The sequence below is a fragment of the Serratia sp. BIGb0234 genome (assembly GCF_024809915.1).
GTDB lineage: Bacteria > Pseudomonadota > Gammaproteobacteria > Enterobacterales > Enterobacteriaceae > Serratia > Serratia liquefaciens.
In genome coordinates this window covers 1-18762 of sequence record NZ_JANUEI010000016.1, presented here as the reverse complement: position 1 = coordinate 18762, position 18762 = coordinate 1, and the positions used below count along the sequence as shown (strand labels likewise).

At 47.6% G+C, this 18762-nt stretch carries 14 protein-coding genes and 8 pseudogenes; 10 read left to right on the top strand and 12 right to left on the bottom strand.

Features of this window, described 5'->3' with window-relative positions:
* The coding region (locus tag M2407_RS25715) for a transposase zinc-binding domain-containing protein (RefSeq protein ID WP_259220201.1) at positions 1–648 on the bottom strand (648 nt) is incomplete at its 3' end.
* Between M2407_RS25715 and M2407_RS25710 the strand changes: the two genes are divergently transcribed.
* Both M2407_RS25710 and M2407_RS25705 read left to right on the top strand, forming a co-directional pair.
* Entirely contained in the window at positions 647–2008 is a 1362-nt protein-coding gene (locus tag M2407_RS25710; RefSeq protein ID WP_259220200.1) for a transposase, read from the top strand. The genes M2407_RS25715 and M2407_RS25710 overlap by 2 nt on opposite strands.
* Positions 2009–2012: 4 nt before the next feature.
* Positions 2013–2648, top strand: coding sequence for a Tn3 family transposase (locus M2407_RS25705; RefSeq protein ID WP_310445886.1), 636 nt, complete (start codon positions 2013–2015; stop codon positions 2646–2648).
* 2 nt (positions 2649–2650) lie between these two features.
* Here M2407_RS25705 and M2407_RS25700 read toward each other — a convergent pair whose 3' ends face one another.
* Complete coding sequence (locus M2407_RS25700; RefSeq protein WP_259220199.1) at positions 2651–2830, bottom strand: hypothetical protein; 180 nt, start codon at positions 2828–2830, stop codon at positions 2651–2653.
* Positions 2824–3153 (bottom strand): IS66 family insertion sequence element accessory protein TnpA, encoded by a 330-nt coding sequence (gene tnpA / locus M2407_RS25695; RefSeq protein WP_259220198.1) that lies wholly within the window; start codon positions 3151–3153, stop codon positions 2824–2826. Before tnpA (M2407_RS25695) ends, M2407_RS25700 begins: the two co-directional genes overlap by 7 nt.
* An 82-nt stretch (positions 3154–3235) precedes the next feature.
* Here tnpA (M2407_RS25695) and M2407_RS25690 point away from each other — a divergent pair.
* Positions 3236–3376 (top strand): annotated as a pseudogene (locus M2407_RS25690) (IS630 family transposase); the annotation flags it as partial.
* Between the two features lie 201 nt (positions 3377–3577).
* On the opposite strand, the gene M2407_RS25685 reads toward M2407_RS25690, so the two are convergent.
* The 3 genes and pseudogenes from M2407_RS25685 to M2407_RS26350 all read right to left on the bottom strand — a co-directional run.
* Positions 3578–4309, bottom strand: a complete 732-nt coding sequence (locus M2407_RS25685) for a hypothetical protein (protein WP_259220197.1) — start codon at positions 4307–4309, stop codon at positions 3578–3580.
* An 88-nt stretch (positions 4310–4397) separates the two neighbouring features.
* Positions 4398–4601: a hypothetical protein gene (locus M2407_RS25680; RefSeq protein WP_259220196.1), complete on the bottom strand. Its 204-nt coding sequence runs from the start codon at positions 4599–4601 to the stop codon at positions 4398–4400.
* 79 nt (positions 4602–4680) lie between these two features.
* Positions 4681–4866: pseudogene (locus M2407_RS26350) on the bottom strand (IS3 family transposase); the annotation flags it as partial.
* A 181-nt stretch (positions 4867–5047) separates the two neighbouring features.
* Here M2407_RS26350 and M2407_RS25670 point away from each other — a divergent pair.
* The 3 genes and pseudogenes from M2407_RS25670 (at position 5048) to M2407_RS25660 (ending at position 6475) form a co-directional block, all read left to right on the top strand.
* On the top strand, positions 5048–5335 hold the full coding sequence (locus tag M2407_RS25670) for a regulatory protein RecX (protein WP_259220195.1): 288 nt from the start codon (positions 5048–5050) through the stop codon (positions 5333–5335).
* Between the two features lie 33 nt (positions 5336–5368).
* Positions 5369–5614 (top strand): annotated as a pseudogene (locus M2407_RS25665) (ISNCY family transposase); the annotation flags it as partial.
* Positions 5615–5779: 165 nt separating this feature from the next.
* Positions 5780–6475, top strand: a complete 696-nt coding sequence (locus M2407_RS25660; protein WP_259220194.1) for an IS6 family transposase — start codon at positions 5780–5782, stop codon at positions 6473–6475.
* Positions 6476–6674: 199 nt separating this feature from the next.
* Here the strand turns inward: M2407_RS25660 and M2407_RS25655 are convergent, their stop codons facing one another.
* The 6 genes and pseudogenes from M2407_RS25655 to tnpA (M2407_RS25630) form a co-directional block, all read right to left on the bottom strand.
* Positions 6675–7085 carry a hypothetical protein gene (locus tag M2407_RS25655; protein WP_259220193.1) on the bottom strand — a complete coding sequence of 137 codons (411 nt, stop codon included), beginning with the start codon at positions 7083–7085 and terminating at the stop codon, positions 6675–6677.
* Positions 7086–7539: 454 nt separating this feature from the next.
* A protein-coding gene (locus tag M2407_RS25650; protein ID WP_409049663.1) for an IS3 family transposase occupies positions 7540–8648 on the bottom strand; the annotation gives its coding sequence in 2 pieces (ribosomal slippage) (positions 7540–8387 and positions 8387–8648; 1110 coding nt in all).
* 77 nt (positions 8649–8725) lie between these two features.
* Positions 8726–9513 (bottom strand): annotated as a pseudogene (locus tag M2407_RS25645) (IS3 family transposase); the annotation flags it as partial.
* A gap of 105 nt (positions 9514–9618) precedes the next feature.
* Positions 9619–10152: pseudogene (locus tag M2407_RS25640) on the bottom strand (IS66 family transposase zinc-finger binding domain-containing protein); the annotation flags it as partial.
* Positions 10153–10182: 30 nt separating this feature from the next.
* Positions 10183–10530: an IS66 family insertion sequence element accessory protein TnpB gene (gene tnpB / locus M2407_RS25635; protein ID WP_259220192.1), complete on the bottom strand. Its 348-nt coding sequence runs from the start codon at positions 10528–10530 to the stop codon at positions 10183–10185.
* Positions 10527–10934, bottom strand: coding sequence for an IS66-like element accessory protein TnpA (tnpA, locus tag M2407_RS25630; RefSeq protein ID WP_259220191.1), 408 nt, complete (start codon positions 10932–10934; stop codon positions 10527–10529). The genes tnpB and tnpA (M2407_RS25630) overlap by 4 nt, the downstream gene beginning before the upstream one ends.
* Before the next feature lie 91 nt (positions 10935–11025).
* Here tnpA (M2407_RS25630) and M2407_RS25625 point away from each other — a divergent pair.
* The 4 genes and pseudogenes from M2407_RS25625 to M2407_RS25610 form a co-directional block, all read left to right on the top strand.
* Positions 11026–11211: pseudogene (locus M2407_RS25625) on the top strand (DDE-type integrase/transposase/recombinase); the annotation flags it as partial.
* 88 nt (positions 11212–11299) lie between these two features.
* Positions 11300–11422 (top strand): annotated as a pseudogene (locus M2407_RS25620) (DDE-type integrase/transposase/recombinase); the annotation flags it as partial.
* A gap of 25 nt (positions 11423–11447) precedes the next feature.
* Positions 11448–17723, top strand: a complete 6276-nt coding sequence (locus tag M2407_RS25615; protein ID WP_259220190.1) for a hypothetical protein — start codon at positions 11448–11450, stop codon at positions 17721–17723.
* Between the two features lie 410 nt (positions 17724–18133).
* Positions 18134–18667 (top strand): annotated as a pseudogene (locus M2407_RS25610) (IS6 family transposase); the annotation flags it as partial.
* Positions 18668–18762 lie beyond the last annotated feature (95 nt).

Below are 18762 nucleotides of genomic sequence, written 5' to 3'. Positions count from 1 at the left end.
GTGTCTCAGTCCCGGCAGGGTGCCGGGGCTGACCCGCTCATAGCTGCCGCGCAGCAGGCGGATAACGGCTCCCCGCCAGATTTCCTCAACGGCCTTCTTTTTGAAGAAAAGGCTGCGCCAGACGCCGTGCTTTACGTCAAGTCCACCGCGGGTGATGGAAACGTGGATATGCGGGTGCTGATTGAGCTGCCGGCCGTAAGTATGCAGGGCGTAGAAGATACCGACCTCAATACCCTGCCGGCGTGCCCACGTCAGCATAGCCCGGGTGGCGCAGCGGAACAGGTCGTTGAGCAGGGACCAGTTGTCGTTGAAGAAGGGCCACAGCAGGTGGGGCATGGTAAAGGTGATATGCTGCCATTCACAGTCGGGCAGGACGTGCTGTTGCTCCGCGATCCACGGCTCGGTGGACTTCATGCCGCAGGCGCTGCAGGCCTTTGACTTGCAGCTCTGGCAGAAGAAGCGGGAGTGTGTGCAGTCCGGCGAGGCGCAGCAGTAGCGGCGAACACCCATAGCGCAGGTCCCGCAGGCGAGCATGCGCTCAACGCAGAGACGGGTCCACTGGCTGATGCTGTCGCCGTGTTTTTCGAGGTAACGGTTCCAGCCGTCATCGACGGTGAAAAGAAGTTTAGCGGGACGGGGGATATGCATGGAGCAGAGTATAAAGCGGAGCTCCGGTCATGCAAACACCCGAAGCTGCGCAGCAGCGCCGCTCACGCCACAGGCGTGCTACGTTCTCAGTAAGTTCTTCGATAAAAATAAAATCGATGTAATTGAATATCAATGGCAATATATTGACAGTAATCACCTTAAGATCGCCAATTCAGTCAGAAAGCTTTTTATCGCTATCGACATTGTATATGACAAAGAAAAATCAGTAATCGGACATCAGATTGAAGTAGCCAGGGATGACCTCAAAGAAAAAGGTAAGCTGGAAGCTAAAGATCAGAGAATAATCCGTCCAGCAGAGAAAAGTTACATCGTAAAAGAAGGAGAAGTTAACACTTCACGATTCGAGTTTCACATGTACAACAGGATATCTAACCATCTGGAAAATGGACTATTTTATGCTTCGGAGAGTGAGCAAAACAAACGACTGGAAGATGACCTTATAGAGCGCGAAGACTGGGGTGAGAATAAATCAATTTTGATAGAGAAAACCGGCCTTGAGCGGCTGATTACGCCAATAGAGCAGACTCTGGCTAATTTAGAAAAAGATTTTAACGAGAAACTGGAGCGTGTAAGCATCAGTATAAATTCAGATGCTAATGAATTTGTAAAAAAGCAGCCACAGTCAAACAGATTACAGTGGAGCCTAGCTAGTAAAAAATGGAAGACCAGCGTTGATAATCCGATTTACACTCAAATAAAAAACACAGGAATAGTTGATGTAATGAAATATGTAAACAACGAGACCGGTTTTTTATCTGTTTTCAATGCAGTATCATCCAGAAAAAACAATCTGGAAGCTGACAATAATGATCTTCTTGCCTGTATATTTGGTAACGGTGAAAACTATGGTGTTCATCGAATGGCATCGGCATCAGACAGAAGTATTGGTGTGCTACGTGACGTAAATGATAAGTTTATTCGCCCAGACACAACAGAAATAGAAAATACGGTAGTGTCTGATGCAATCGCAAACCTTTCGGTATTTAAATACTGGACAATAAACGAAGAATCACCATTTGGAAGTGTTGATGGACAAAAGCACACATGCAGAATAAATACATTCAAAGCTAGATTTTCTGCCAAATATTTTAGGAAAGGAAAAGGTGTTTCGGCCATGACGCTGGTGTCAAATCATGTACCATTGGCAACCGTAGTCATTTCTCCCAACGAGTATGAAGGATATTTCGCATTTGATCTGCTGTACAATAATTCCAGTGAAATACAACCAAAATCACTGGCTACAGATAATCATGGTGTCAATAACGTAAATTTTGCAATACTGGATATTTTTTTGATATCAATTTTCACCACGTTATGCAAAGTTCAAGAAAGTATTTAATGAGCTGTTTGAAGTTATTCTAGAAGATGAACAATTGATTATCAGGCTTAAAAAACAATTTAATAATAAGCTTATTGTACAGGAATGGGAAAACATACAGCATATTATTTGTTATTTAAGCAGAAAGACGACAGTGCAAAGTACAGTGGTTAAAAAGTTATCTAATGCAAAACGTAGCAGCAAAACATTGGCGGCACTCAGAGAATATGACAGGATTATCAAATGTATCTATGTTCTGAATTACGCTGATAATAAAACGTTAAGGCAATTTGTTCAGCAAGCTCTGAACAGAGGTGAAGCTTATCATCAACTGAGAAGAGCAATAGCATCAGTAAATGGCAATCAATTCCGTGGTGGTGATGACTACCAGATAGACCAATGGAATGACTGTGCAAGGCTGATAGCAAATTGTGTTATTTACTATAATTCAGTAATATTATCAGGGCTAGTCGATAAATCTGAAAAACAAAACAATAAAAAGGCGATAGAAATTCTGGCTAACTTATCTCCAGTAGCGTGGGGGCACATTCTTTTGGGAGGAAATTATTCATTTGAAGAGAAAGCAGCAATCACAAGTCTGGATAGTCTTCTGGAAGGTGTTGATCCGCTGAACGATGAAGAAGAGACTGAACACGAATAAACTCAATAACAACATGATAAATAATGATTTTTATGTTCAAGGTGGAACTTATGGAGGAAATAGGCGCGGAACCCCAGTAAGGGCGAAGGCAAGTACTCATCGGTCAGCCGGGTCAGGGTATCAATACCCCGGCGCATATCGGTCGGCTCACGGGCCAGCCAGATGGCATGAGGCATCAGCATAGGTTGAGCTCCGCCATGATGGCTGGCAACTGGCTGGGCTGGCAGGTGATGGAGCACCGTTTTAAATTCAGGGTAATGGCGGGCATATGCCGGTCTATGTTGGGGAGGGATAACGGCGCCTCTTCAGGGGCAGCCGTCGCCGGAATAAAAGGGGGTTCGGCGGCCGGTGACGTTGGGATTTTGGTCCACTTGCCGACCCAGTTGCAAAAGGTTTTGACATTGAGATGGTGTTGCAGGCTGTACTGAGTGCGGGACAGGCCGCTGAGTTGCCAGTCGGCGACATGTTGCTGCTGTTGTTGGATGGTATGGCGAGATTTTGGCATGGGGGAACCTGCGTAGTGAACAATGAGGTTCAAGCGTGCCGAGTCGCACAAGGATTAACAATGTGAGTTCACCGCGTGCTTACGGTTGTGGCAGGCGCTTCATGAGATAATAACCCGAAATCACCAGTGCCGCTCGATGTGGCAACTGTTGAAAAAGGTTCGTCACTTTATGGATACCGTCAGCCCATTCCCCGGTGGAAAACATGGGGCGGCTAAAGTGTAGCGCTATTAGGAACAGCTATTTAGATTATCCGTGGCGATTCAAGCCGTTTTATTATCGAGTTTGGTGACCGCCTGAGCGATCACCTTTAATACGGTGGTAGTTACACAGAATTATTTACAGGGTCCCTAATGCAACAGAACCCGCATTACAGATGAATGCTTTCCAAGGCACTGAGCAGTACCAATGTGTCTTGTTGTAGACTTACGTTTTATCACTATATTTATCTTTAAACTTAGCGTCATATTTGTCCTTCCATTTATTTTCAGGTAAAAACAAAGCTATATTCATATTCTCTATTCCATAGTAACTACTTCGTCCTGCCAGCAAGTCAAAGACGAAATCCTGGCCATTTTTTGTACCAACAACAGCATAATAATACGTACTTCTTCCATCTTGGTATGAAATCTCTATCCTACGCTCCCTAAGATTAGTATACCCATTTTTATTCATAAGGTCCTTCACTAGGTGTAAAACCCCTACTCCAACCGAGGTGGTGGAGCTCATTTCATTTCTAAAAAATTCTTTATCATTATTAGATGTGATTTCTCTCAACATTCTTGAGGTTTCATCAGTGCAAAAATCCAATTGTGTTTCTACCGATGACTTCTCGTCAAGCCCTGTCTCTAACGTAATTTCCTCATCAAGTTCTTTATATTCTTTAAGTTCAAAACTTCTGGTTATGGCATTTTTAATCAGCACCATGCGCACCATGATAAATTTATTGTCAAGAGTAGGGCGATTCTCTATACCCTGCGTATTTTTAGAATTTTCCGTTCCTTTATAATGGTGAGTTTTAGCAGTTCTAAAAGTGTTCATTTTTTCCCGGCAGGCGACAACAACTAACGTATCATATTGATTAAACTTGGGATTCTTCGTCATCATATCTAGTATAGTGGAAAGCTTAACGTTCGCATTAGGGTTAATAACTAACATGTCTGCAGCACGTTTTGTATCCTTGTTTTTTTTGCCTCTTCAAAGACCTGTCTTACATTATTTTTATTACGTATCATGTCCTTATCTCTTATCTCTTATCTCTTATCTCTTCATTAGTATATTCCTTGTCATATTTATTTAAAAACTCCCGATGCTCAGAGTCTCTGACCAGTGTGCCATTTTCATTTTGTTTAGCATCCGAAACTCCCGTTGCCGATTTACCTGTCCCTTGTGGTCCAGCGTTATTTTTAGTGAGCTTACTCGTATTGTTGTTTATGTTTACGCCAGACATATTATTTACGCTCGCGTAAGGCCCTGCCTTTATAACTGTTGCTAATTCATTGGATGTTGGAGCTACTCATTTTCTGTCCTCACGGCGAGGCCTTTTCGAAGGCCTCAGGACTGACGCCACCGAGATGGCTGTGGTGCCGGGTACGGTTGTAGAACACTTCAATGTAATCGAAGATATCCGCCCGGGCCATGTCCCGGGTTTTATATATTCGCTTTCTGACACGTTCTTTTTTTAGCGAACTGAAGAACGATTCTGCCACAGCATTGACGCTCCTATGTCAACGGCCGCAGATGGGTTCGCCCCAAATCAGTTAAAATAAGCGGATAAAGCTCTCTGACGATATAGCGTTTGAGGCACCGTAAGATCTCTTTTGTCGACAGTCCTTCCCCTGTTCGCTGTGCACCATCACGCTTTCGGCAGGTTTACACCGCCTGACCGATAACCACGTGCTCAATGATGCCCAATTACTCTCTTATATTTTTGATAAACACGTTAAAAAAATGCACGGTCCCACGCGAATAAAACAAGAAATGCGCCAGAAAGGATTTCCAGCGGCACTGATAGAACAAGAAATTGATAAAAGTGAGGTTGACTGGTATCAATTAACTAAAGAAACACGCACCAAAAAATTCGGTGAAGCGTTACCCGCGGACCCAAAGGAAAAAAACAAACAAATCAGGCATCTTCAGTATAAGGGCTTCACGATGGATATGATTTTTGAGGCGTTAGGTTAGCCGTCACCCACTTGCTGTCCCTTGCCGCTCACTTTACCGCAACATGAGGATGAACTGATGACCATCGCACAACAGCTTGAACAAAAAGGTATCGAGAAGGGTATCCAGAAAGGTATCGAGCAGGGTATCCAATTAGGTGAACAGCGCGGTATGGAAAAAGGTGAGCGTGAAGCCTCACTGAAAATTGCCCGTGCCATGCTGGCCAATGGCCTCGATCGCGATTCTGTCATGAAGATGACCGGTCTGACCGCTGACGATCTCGCGCAGATCCGCCACTAATCCTTTGCGTCAACGGGCAGGGTAGCCATTGTTAGATAAAACCGAATCCGTTACCACAGAGAACACTACCTCAGCGCTCAGCCATCTGGCGTTCTGCGCCCTGGGGTTGTGTCGCATTAAGGCGGCGTCAGGTAACATACTGTTTTTTTGTGATGTTGCCTGACGATGCTTCTGATCCGAAACGCCTTCAAACGCTTGCATTATCCCGTCGATGTTATTGCTCAGTGTGTCCGATGGTATCTGGCTTATTCCCTGAGCCTGCGCAATATCGAAGAGATGATGGCTGAGCGTGGGGTTGTCGTTGACCATTCGACGCTGCACCGCTGGGTCATCCGCCTGGTACCGTTACTGGATAAAGCCTTTCGTCGGCGTAAACGCACAGTGGGTCGCCGGTGGCGAATGGATGAAACCTACATAAAAATCAAAGGCCAGTGTAAATATCTGTACCGTGCTGTCGATACTTCAGGTCAGACGATCGACTTCCTGTTGACCGCCAGACGTGACGCTGCGACTGCCTTGCGCTTCTTTCGCAAAGCCATTCGCCACCACGGTGAGTCTGAGGTCGAGACCATCGATAAAAGCGGTGCCAACACGGCGGCGCTGGCCACACTCAACGCCGGTAAACCTGATGAAGAGACGATCACCATCAGGCAGAGTAAATACCTGAACAACCTGGTGGAACAGGATCATCGAAATATCAAACGGCGAACTCGACCGATGCTGGGGTTCAAATCATTCCGGCGAGCACAAACGATACTGGCAGGCATTGAGTTAATCCACATGATACGGAAAGGGCAGTTTCAGCATCCGCAAAGTGAGGGATTGTCACCGGCAGAGCAATTTTACGTGTTGGCCGCCTGAAAAACAGGCCGCGCAACTTTTGCTGGTCTATGGCCGTTAATGCGACACAACCCACAGCTGACCTCCTGGAAAACCTACTGAGTGCTACTAAGTCGCATCAACCCAGAAGATGCGCCAGATATCACCTGGCCCGAAACCAGAATAATAAAGAAACGCCACCGGTGGCGGAAGGTGTTGAAACATTGTCAATGTAACGACATCACGAGGTGTAAAAATAGCCGCGAAGGATGATGGTCGCCCCTCCGCCTTTGATCAGATTGGCTGATGATATATAACCTTTGAGAACAATGTCGGTTGGCACCCGCCGATCTTCCTCACTCACTGTGTAGCTGTAAATTTTTGAATCGCTATGCCACAGGTCCTCATGGTGCGTGTAGACTTGATGCACATCGTCTTTTGCCTTTATATTATTGATTGTTAGTGATGTTTCCACCGATGTGCGCCTTTCAGCTTCATTCTGAATATGCACTTCAATTTTACGGTAGCGCCCCATGGGAAGGTGTAATGCCTCCACTTCAACGGTTTGATTGCCTAGGTCCTGCGTGCTTTTTATTTTTGAAGTTCCCGCAGTACTGTCATGCCAGGAGATCTCGGTATAATCATTACTCATCTTAAATAACCTCGAATTAAGGAATATGCATGGTTGATTACGGATACTTTATCACGAGCGTCACATTGTTGCGGGGCGCGCAAGGACTCCGTTAACATGCGGTTAGCTCAATGATGAACGCGATTTTAACAGTTTAGCAGAAAGACCCACATCAACCGGGAGTTGTTTTGTTGTTGGTCATGCGTATTCCGATGATTTCGATCGGTGATTCTGGCGATTTCGATCACTCTTCTCGCGCTGGTTATTTCTTACTTTAGTTTTTAACTCGTCTGATCGGTTTACGCATTGATTCGCCTCTGAGCTCAACGCGATGACCAAGACCACGCCCCCCTCAATGGGCAGGGATTTATCATGGTGACCTGCCCCCAGGATTAGATACAACGCTCACTTAGTAATGTCGGATCTGTGACCCTGACCCCGAATATGATCCAGTCATAATCAGGAATAACCGGCTTCATGTTGGTTGTGTATTCTGGCAACCGGCAGACTTCTCAGCAAATTCTGACGGGGTCATCCAGCCCAGCGCAGAATGGGGACGCCTCTGGTTATAGTGTATGCGCCAGGCCTCGATTTTGCACCGGGCATCCTCCAAAGACATAAACCAGTTCTCGTTCAGACATTCCTGCCGTAACCTGCCGTTGAAGGACTCCACCGTCGCATTGTCCGTCGGTGTTCCCGGGCGTGAGAAGTCGATTCTGATGCCTCTTTCGTACACCCATCTGTCCAGCATTTTCCCTGCAAATTCAGAACCATTATCGGTTTTCAGCAACTGAGGTAAAGGACGTCTGAGCGCTATGCTGTTCAGCATTTCTGCCACTTCTGTTGAACGCAAATTCTGCCCCACGCAGATCCCCAGGCATTCGCGGGTGTACAGGTCGATAACCGTCAGCAGGCGCAGCCGTCGCCCGTCAAACAACGCATCAGAGACAAAATCCATGCCCCAGATGTGATTCGAATACAGACCCTGAGGCTGTGGCTGGCGGCGTTGTGCCGATTTATTACGGCGTGGCCGTTTGAGGCGCAGCGACAGACCCTGCTCACAGTAGAGTCGGTAGATTCTTTTGTGATTATCGCGCCAGCCTTCCCGCCTGAGCATCACATGTACCCGGCGGTACCCGTAATGCACCCGGGTTTCGGTTATCTCACGGATGCGCAGCCGCAGTGCCCTGTCGTCGGCGGCCACAGAACGATAACGAAACGAGCTGCGGCTGACCCGCAGCGCAAAACAGACCTGTCTCTCACTGGCACCGTAGCGGGCTTGCAAATCCCTGACCCATTCGCGCAGGCGTGCCAGCGTCAGCTCTTTTTTGCCAGCACGTCCTGCAGCATCGCCTTGTCAAGGCTCAGATCGGCAACCAGCTTCTTCAGCCGCAGATTTTCCTCCTCCAGTTGCCGCATATGCTTCAGCTCCGAAGGAGAAATGCCGCCGTATTTTTTACGCCACGTATAGAACGTGGCATCAGAAATGCCCAGCTTGCGACAGACGTCCGGCACGGATGTACCCAGTTTGGCCTGCTTGAGGGCAAAGACAATCTGCTCTTCGGTGAATCGTGACTTTTTCATCGGCACCACCTCCGTTCAGGGGAGTGTTTATCATGCCGGAATTCTGTTTCTGAATGGAACAGGATTTTGGGTCAGGGTCATCCTTCACTATCAGAATTACCCTTTCTCCAGGCCGCCGCAAATTCAGACGGCGTCTGATAATTCAGCGCGGAGTGCGGGCGGCACTCATTATAATCCTGACGCCATTCACTGATGGTTTTCCTGGCATGACTGACGTCACTGAACCAGTGTTCATTCAGGCATTCATCGCGAAAGCGTCCGTTAAAACTCTCAATAAATCCGTTCTGTGTCGGCTTGCCGGGCTGGATAAGTCGCAGCTCCACGCCATGCTCAAAGGCCCATTGATCGAGCGCGCGGCAGGTAAATTCCGGGCCCTGATCAGTTCTTATCGTCGCCGGATAGCCGCGAAACAGCGCAATGCTGTCCAGAATATGCGTGACCTGCACGCCTGAAATCCCAAAGGCAACAGTGACCGTCAGGCATTCCTTCGTGAAGTCGTCTACGCAGGTAAGGCACTTGATCCTGCGACCGGTGGCCAATGCGTCCATGACGAAATCCATCGACCAGGTCAGATTGGGCGCCGCCGGGCGGAGCAGCGGCAGACGTTCTGTTGCCAGCCCTTTACGACGTCTTCTGCGTTTTACGCCCAGGCTACTGAGGTGATAAAGCCTGTACACGCGCTTATGATTAGCATGCAGCCCTTCACGGCGCAGCAACTGCCAGATGCGCGACGGTAGCCAAAACGCCTGCGCTCCAGTGCCAGCTCAGTGATGCGCCCTGATAAATGCGCATCTGCAGCCGGGCGCTGAGCCTCATAGCGGCAGGTCGACAGGGATAAACCTGTGAGCCTGCAGGCACGACGTTGGTAAGCGTACAGCGACGGCCGTATTGACAGCGGACAGGTAGCTTATTCTGTTGGCAGGGTTACTCGCCAAGGTAGGAGCTCGCCAACTCTGTTTACCGGCCAGTCGGCGATCACGTTCTCTATAGGACGTGAAGGCGCCGCGGCCTGGACGATGCGATCGCACCGTCGGCAAGCATGTTTTTCCCGCACGGTGCGGATCACCCGGAAGGCACTGCGCATCAGCTCCAGTTGCTCAGCCGCATCCTCTCCCAGATATGACAGTACGCCACCACAGTCCGGGCAGCAGGTTTCTGCTGGCAACAGACGTTTTTCATCACGAGGAAGTGATTCAGGGAACGGTTTGCGCGTGCGGGTCTGACGAAGCGGCCGAGGGACTTCCGGATCATCCACCCGACCGGTGATGGCGTCATTGTCCTGCTGGAGTGCCTTCAGTTCTGCTTCTGTCTGCGCGATGCGACGACTTATTTTTTCGGACTGGCTGCCGAAGTTCATTCGCCGGAGCTTGTCCAGCTGCGACAGCAGCCGATCGATTTCCCGCTCACGTTCTTCAAGCTTTGCCTGCAAGGCGCGGTTTAACACCTCCTGCTCGGCAAGAAGGCGCTTTAACTGTTCGATGTCATCGGGAAGCCTATTTTCCATACCCAGGCATGTTACCGGGATAATGCTTTTTTACAACATGGTCAGTGAGTTAAGCAAACGTTTGGGATGTCGCCAATCGATGCCTTCCATCAGCATTGCGAGTTGCGCTGGCGTCAGGAACACGTTCCCATCGCGAGCGGAGGGCCAGGCGAAGCGACCTCGTTCCAACCGTTTTGTCAGTAGGCACAGTCCATCACCGGTGGACCAGAGGAGTTTGACCTGGCTGCCGCTACGCCCCCGGAAGATAAAGACGTGGCCAGACAGCGGATCATCTTTCAACGCGGTTTGCACCTTGGCAGCCAGACCATTGAAGCCATTTCTCATGTCGGTAATGCCAGCCACCAACCAGATTTTTGTGCCCGCCGGCAGCGAGATCATCGTTTGAGCTCCTGTATCAGCATGGCCAGCAGATTTTCGCTGACGGTGCCATTCAGGCGGAGTGTACCGTGCCGGAACGTTATCTCGCAGGAAAGTGGGAGCGTTTCTGACTCCGCAGGGGGTGGCGAGAGTTTATGAGTATTTTCGATTTCAGCATCAAGCGTTATCGGGAGTAACTCGGGCATATTGACTTCCGGCGATGACGATAGTTGAAGTTTCCCTTGTCGCCAGTGTTGACGCCATTTAAACAACAGATTGGCATTGATACCATTGTCCAGAGCCAGTTTTGAGATAGAGACGTCGGGTTCACAGGAGGCGGCAACAAGCCGTTGTTTAAATTCAAGAGGATAGTTGGGGCAGCCTTTTCGCCTGCCTGCAATACCATTTTTCTGGATATATGACATTTTGGTTCCCACTACTACACTACTATTTGGTGGGAACTACTTTGTCGAATGCGTCAGATATTCGCCAGACGGTGCTGGGATGACGCTTACGATTGAGCAGGACCATCGGAATATCAAACGGCGAATACGGCCGATGCTGGGGTTCAAATCATTTCGGCGAGCGCAGACGATACTGGCGGGCATTGAGTTAGTGCATATGATACGTAAAGGGCAATATCAGCGTCCCGGCGGAGAGCATTTATCACCGGCGGAACAATTTTATCTGTTGGCTGCCTAAAATATCGGCAGCGCAATGTTTGCTGACTTGCCTACGCTAATGCGACAGAGCCCTCTGCCGAGCCGCTGCCGTTAATGCGACAGAACCGCGACATAAACGTACCGTGGGCCGTCGGTGGCGAATGGACGAAACCGACATTACAATCAAAGGGCAGTGGAAATACCTGTACCGTGCGTTGGATACCGTAGGTCAAACCAGCGATTCTGTTTTAGCAACAGTTCCCAGGAAATATATCAATGCACTCTTATTCCGATAAAAATCAAAGCAAAACCTCCAATGTCGAGGCCGATAAACAGATTAACGTGGAGGATTCCGATACTGCATATGTGGATGATGATTTCCTGCTGGCTGGCGGTGAGGAAGGTGTTTATCATGACCTTTTTCGTGCGTATCAGTCGCAGTTGCCAATGCTACAGGAATTCCGGAAGCTGAAAGGGCATAACATCCAGGAGTTACTGGTGGATATGGGCTCTCTGGATACCCTCCAGAATTTGCTTACCCCTATCGTCGGGGATGCTGAGGCATCTGTAACCGGGACTGCCAATGCCCTGCGGAAAGTGATTGACGCGCTGAAAAGCATGGAGGCGCATTCCGGTAAACAGAAACTGCTGATGCGTAAAGCCATCTCCCTGACGAAGCTAGGGACGGACGCCATGGTGCAGGCTACGGTTTACCTGCCTCTGGCCCGTGGCGCGCTGGAGTCCGACGGGGAAAATACCCCACCGGAGGGGGAGATAATTGAACTGGTGGCTAATCTCAAGGCCACGGGCAGCGCTATAGCCACAGCCTGGGAAGAGGCGGAACAGTTCCTACAACAGCTGCCGGATTTAGTCGATGTCGATCGTCCCGAACCCAGCGCTCTCAAGGCAGCCGTCGAAGACCTGTCACCCTTGCTTTTTCGAGTGAAATTGCGGGTGATATCTCTCAAGAAGCAGATACTGCCCGCGCCAGCTTTTATTAAAAAGACGGAAAAAAATCTGACGAATTTGGCACAGAAGCTTCCCTCCACAGAGAAACAGTGGAAAGAGGCCTGGAGCGGAATTAAGCAGACGTCAGGCTCGTACTTTAAAAAAATACGTCATCAGGTGTTGCCAGCGGTCGCCGCTCTGCCGAGGCGTGTGGGGGGGGGAGTGAAAAGGACGACACAAACCGGTATTTACGGCCTGACGAAGGGAATTTCATCCCTCTCTGATGGTGACATTAAGCTCTATGAACAGATGAGAATAGCGGCCAGTTTTTTACTGCCGGCCATCTCAGACTATCTGACTAAATGCGGTGCCGTGATGATAACGTCCCCGGAAGACGCAGAGGCTAGACAAGCACGACTCAATGATTGGCGTCAGGCCCGTCAGTGGTTGGATGCGCGAGAGGAGGCATTTGAGTCGGAGATAAAAAGATTAACACGCGTTTATGAGGAAACGAAATCGATACAATCTTTTGAGCAAAAGATAAAGACGGCGCTGAAGACGTTTAAGACGGCGGCGAAAAAACTGGACAATCAGATGGAAAACACCCCCCTGTCCGGTGGTATCTCAGTAAAAATACAGGGATATATGACCCAGGTATTGGAAGAGGCCAGGAACGCTCGCAAAGAGTTGGGGCAGGTCATCGTGCTGGAGACCGGGAAATCCCTGAATTTATTCTCTACCGACTGGCGTATTGCCCGCTATATAGGGAATTTTTTTAATGAAAAACGGGCTCAGTTTATTCAACAATTCCCTGAAATATCTCCGAAAACGTTTGACCAGACCGTCGAGGCGCTAATTCGTCAGGAAGTGGCGCAGCACTTTACCAAGGCACGTTCCCCAGCCGGTGACCAGATGGTTATCCGAGCCAATGCGGCTTACCGGGAAGCACGAGAGGGGACGATGTTACGGGGGGAATCCACCGCTGATATTTTGCAGGATGTTCCCGGCATGGCTGAATATCTGGCAAAAAGTGGGCAAAAATCCTTGCCAGGGAGACTGATTTACTCTGGCGTGAGTGGGAACTGGGGACGGTTAGCCACCACTGATTTTCGCAATATGTGGATACCCAATCTAAGTATTCTGAAAGTGCTAGCGAGCCCGGTGACGTACTGGAAGGATTACCGACGTGTGGCTGAATCCGTTGATCCGGGCAACCCTTTCCCATGGGAGGTTTACCGGACGCTTGCGCTGCGGCGTACCTTGACTCAGGGACTACGTATCCTCAAATTTGCGCTGCCGCAGGCAGGTAAAACAGGACTTGCGGCCGGATTAAATGTCTGGGGGCTGTATAATAAGGGGCTGGGCGACACGCTTAAAAAAGCGGGTGAGGAGGTGTTGATCGGTACGCCGATTACGGTGGTAGATGTGGCCGTCAATCAGCTTGTGAGGAATACCGCTGAGCAGATTACCACTCCCACATCGGAAGAGGTAATAACGCAAAACGACGAGGCGCTCCCCTCCCCCGTCGATGAGGTGGAAAATGGAAATGTTGCTGCCACCAATGAGGAGGCCGCGGGGGGGGCTGAGGAAGAAGCAATGGTTCGAGCGAGTACCACCCCCACATTGGAAGAGGGAATAACGCAAAGCGACGAGGCGCTCCCCTCCCCAGTCGATGAGGTGGAAAATGGAAATATTGCTGCCACCAATGAGGAGGCCGCGGGGGGGGCCGAGGAAGAAGCAATGGTTCGAGCGAGTACCACCCCGGGCGAAACGGCGGATACCGACAAGAACAATGAAGAGACCGCTGCTTCTCTGGGGAATAAGCGTAACCGAAGAGCAGAGGAATTTGATGAACATCTTGACAGGGCATTTTATGGGGATAGCTTCCAGTCTCAGAATTTTAGTCCATGGCGGAAAAGCCCTGGTCAAGGTCAGGAGTTAAATCAGTTGGTTAATGATGATGGTAGGCTATGGGTGAATGCCACAAAGTTGCGTTCGGCGCTGAATTTTGAGCCCAAATTCAGCTTTATTAACAAAACGGTAAAAATTACTGTCACTGATAATAGTGGTAATAAATGTGAATATTATTTCACATCGAACAAAGAAAGTCCGTACAGTGCCATAGAAGATATATGTAAGAAAATTAACAACACCATTCCGGGTGTTCGAGCTGGGCAAGAAAAAGATGATGAAATCACCCCCATCGCTTCGCATAATCTTAATGAACTCTGGATAAGTAAACGCCAAGGAATAAGTGTAAGCTGTGAAATAGAAGATAGCGAGTGGTTTAATTCTCCAGGACCGAGCCAGGCGTTAACGTTTGAAAATGACGATTTCAGTTTTATGAATAAAATAGTGAAAATCACCGTTACCAATAGCGATAACAAACAACTAGAATATTCTTTTTCATCGAAAAAACAAATTCCATCCGATGCCATAGAGGATATATGTAATCAAATCAATGAAAGCATTCCGGATGTTATGGCTGGGGAAAGGAATGTGGACGACATTAAGCCACTTAACTCTAAATATAGGAATAGACTCTGGGTGAGAGCAGGTAGTCAATTAAAAGTGACCTATAAAATTACCAGCGCCCGTAATAACTCAATCACCCTATCTCGTTATGATACATCAGATGAAGCGAATTCTGATGATCAGTACAAAAAACTTAGCGAAGATGCAAAAAAATGCACTTATCTGCAAGCCATCAATTACTCGCTGGAAAAAATAATAGCGAGTAATTCTTTTCCTAACGATATTCTTCATAATGCTTATCTTGCGAGAATTGGAAAGGACGCGGTTACCCCCGTTTATATTGATGGTTTGAAATTAGCCAACACTTTTTTTATTCCTGATAAGCCTGACACCAAAAAAGGTATTCTCGTTAATCTAAATGACGATAAAAATTTTTATACCTACACCGCCAACCCAAGCGACATTCCGGTTGAATTATCCGCCGGCTCAAATCTTGAAAATAAATTCAATGGCAATAATAAACCAATGAATATTTTCAATCTTTCCGAGCATCTTTACGAAGTCTCCAAAGAAAAATATAATAACGAACCGCATGTAAACCACAATAGGCATGTACTTAAAAAAGCAATTCGTGGTTCTAAATTATCGAATAAGGTTGTTCGTGTACCCGAAGCTGAACATAGATTTCGTTACACATGGGCAGGAAAATCTTTCTCAGAATATTTGAGAATTATTGCACATCCGTTTTCAACATTGGGAGGACAAGGGCAGATAATAGTGAGCGCTATGAATAATGATTCCATACGAGAGACAAATGAAAAAGTCGAGAAGGCAGAAAACATTGGGTCATGGTTTGATGTCACCACGGGAGCGATCGTTAGCTTAACCCCAGCCGGTGCTGTCCTCAATGTAGTACAATCCGCAGCTACTATCGGAGCCGATTTGGTAGAAGGTAAAACTCCAGACCCGTTAGATACGGCAGGTCTGCTAATGAGTTGCTTTCCCAGTGGGAAAGTTGCAGTTCGTGTCGGAAAATTTAGCAAGGTTGGAGAGAAAGGGGTGAAATACCTCATGCTAATAGGAGAAAAAACAATTGATTTAGCTGACTTGGGCAGAAGCATTAAGACAGCCGTAGACACGGGTGAACCACTTGCCATTTATCAGGCATTGTTGGCCAGTGGTATGAGCGTTAAGAATGCATATGTTACGGCAAAGAACATGTCATCCGAGTTAAAACTCGGGAAAACGATGGAAGAAAGTGCCTCACTGGAGCAGCTTGAAACCATCCACAATAGTCCCCCAGAGCCTTCTGTTAGTTCGACAATGCAAGCACGGACATTCAAAGTAGGTGAGACAGAAATGCTCGGTAGAGTAAATAATGGGGAAATTGAAATATCAAGGGATAACGGAGCCACTTGGGAGAGGGGAAGTAAACTCCATTTATTAGCGTACAGGTTACAAAACGCCGGTGGGAGGAGTAAGAGTGTTCAATTAAACGGAAGAACATATAGAAACCATAATGGTGTAAGTAGTCAGGGTCCGGAGTTAAAATCAATAAAGGATAATAAGTACATGATATACTCTCTGGAACCAGACTCAACAGCAACAGCTGCTCAGCAGGGGTCCCGCCGCGACTTTGAGGCCGGCGAACGTGAATATAATTATGATGAATTCAGTCAGTTTGACAGTCTCAACCTGAGTAAGAAAATCGAAGGCTTAAAATTGGGAACACTTGAAGGTCAAACGTTGACCCACAGACAAAAAGGGGCTCTATGGAAAAAGGCACACGACCAGTTCTGGGAGGATCAGGCGCGCAAACAGGTAATAAGGGGACAAGAATGGGTTAACAGTGCAAAGAAAAACTATAACGCTACTGGTGGAGAGGTTTCTCCACAGGGAGCTTATCTAAGAAGTAAAAGCAAGGGAGAATGTGAACCTGCAACCATTCTTATGGCCCGGGCTCAGAGAGAAGGCAGGGGAAATGAGCTTGCCCGTAGCCTGACGGGTCTGTTTGATGAACCCGACAATGCCTTAGGCGCGAGCTTAGGCAGACTGCGTGGCCAGTCAGGTATTAAAGGGGAGGTCATGGCTGGAGTGAGATTATCAGCACTCGAAACATCAGAGCGAACGCTTTTCCCCGGTAGTACAGATGAGGCCATCTCTGTTCGCCTCGAGCTTAAAGATGGGGATTCCGGCATAAACAAGCACGTTGTATTGCTGTCAAGAAGGAAAGGAGATTCGGGTAATTATATATACAGTTTCTTTGACCCTAATTATGGCTATGTTGAGTTTAGTAAATACAACGATATGGCTAATTTTGTGATAAAAAGAGTACAAATAAAAAATAAAGCAAATGGAGGGTATGAAAAAAGTGATGAGGACGTAGAGTTTTCGACGGTAAGTAACCAGAAACTAGATGCTGTTACCCACAATGTTTCAACTGAGTCATACATATGGATTAAAAAAATAAGCGCTAATGAATTGGATGATAATATTAACAGAGCCAGTAAGATAGACCCTTCTGGCTACAGTCAGGTATGCTACAGGGGTGCCATCAATGATGCAAAAGAAGCCGGAGTTATTAACTCACAGGAGCACAAATGGTTGATAGACGAAGTAGCCAGACGAGACGGAAATGGTGAAATTATGGGTTCTGATAAATACCGTAAAGCTTTTGATTTGCAAAATAAATTACCGATGACAAATTTTTCTGACGCAAATATCACCGAATCAGGTTTTATGCATGTTGGGGAACGCCAATCGGATGGAACTGTGGTTTATGACCATGTGGTCTATGTGCATGTGGATGAAAATGGCACTTATCTGTATCAGGTTAATGGTTCTGACTTTTTGATGAAAATGAATGGAACAGATAGCGCAGGCACCAATAATGAAATTGGCAAATTTGTTTCTAAAAGCCATTACAAACATAAAATGGATGCAAGCAAAATAAATTTATTTAACGAATATTTCACCCCCACTAAAAATAATAATCAGTCTGTTTTTACCTTTACGCCAGCGAAGCAAGTTAAACTAACTTATGCCAGAACAGCTTCGGTATCATTCGGACACCTATCAGAAGAAGGGGGCGCTTCTGCAGCGACCCGCCCCGGGGACCCTGGAGACTAAATCCGGTGTACAAATATCGATCCTTTGGCTGCTGATATGTGTTTTATCCAGCTTGCACTATTGGGACTGCTGGCCTCGGTCTATACCGTAAATGCGTTGACGATGAAAATGTCTAGGGTCAGGCATACTCCGATGTATTACGCCAATGACTGGAGCGAAAGACTTCGTCTGGTTAATAAGGTCATTAAATTTAAGGCAAAGTTACACGCTATTTAAAGGAGGGGGCATGGCACCTTCTCTGTCACATTGAAATAGTTAAAAATGTATACGTGAAGTTGAAATGTTATCCTGGTTTCCAATTTTAAAATGTCACGTTGGTGAATGTTAAAAAGAGAAAAGGGCATTATCGGGTTCTGTCGCATTAAGGCGGAGTCAGGTAACATTCTGTTTTTTTGTGATGTTGCCTGACGATGCTTCTGATCCGAAACGCCTTCAAACGCCTGCATTATCCCGTCGATGTTATTGCTCAGTGTGTCCGATGGTATCTGGCTTATTCCCTGAGCCTGCGCAATATCGAAGAGATGATGGCTGAGCGTGGGGTTATCGTTGACCATTCGACGCTTCACCGCTGGGTCCTCCGCCTGGTACCGCTCCTGGATAAGGCCTTTCGCCGACATAAACGCAAGTTGGGTCGCCGGTGGCGAATGGATGAAACCTACATAAAAATCAAAGGCCAGTGGAAATATCTGTACCGTGCTGTCGATACTTCAGGTCAGACGGTCGACTTCCTGTTGACCGCCAGACGTGACGCTGCGGCTGCCTTGCGCTTCTTTCGCAAGGCCATTCACCTCCATGGTGAGCCTGAGGTCGTGACCATCGATAAAAGCGGTGCCAACACGGCGGCGCTGGCCACACTCAACGCCAGTAAACCTGAAGAAGAAACCATCACCATCAGGCAGAGTAAATATCTGAACAACCTGATTGAGCAGGACCATCGGAATATCGTAAGCGTAAAGGCAGCGCCGTATTGACGGTTATTCAGTGGTAAGATCCACATTCCACGGCAGGAGATCCGCCACTTTATTACAAGGCCACTCCG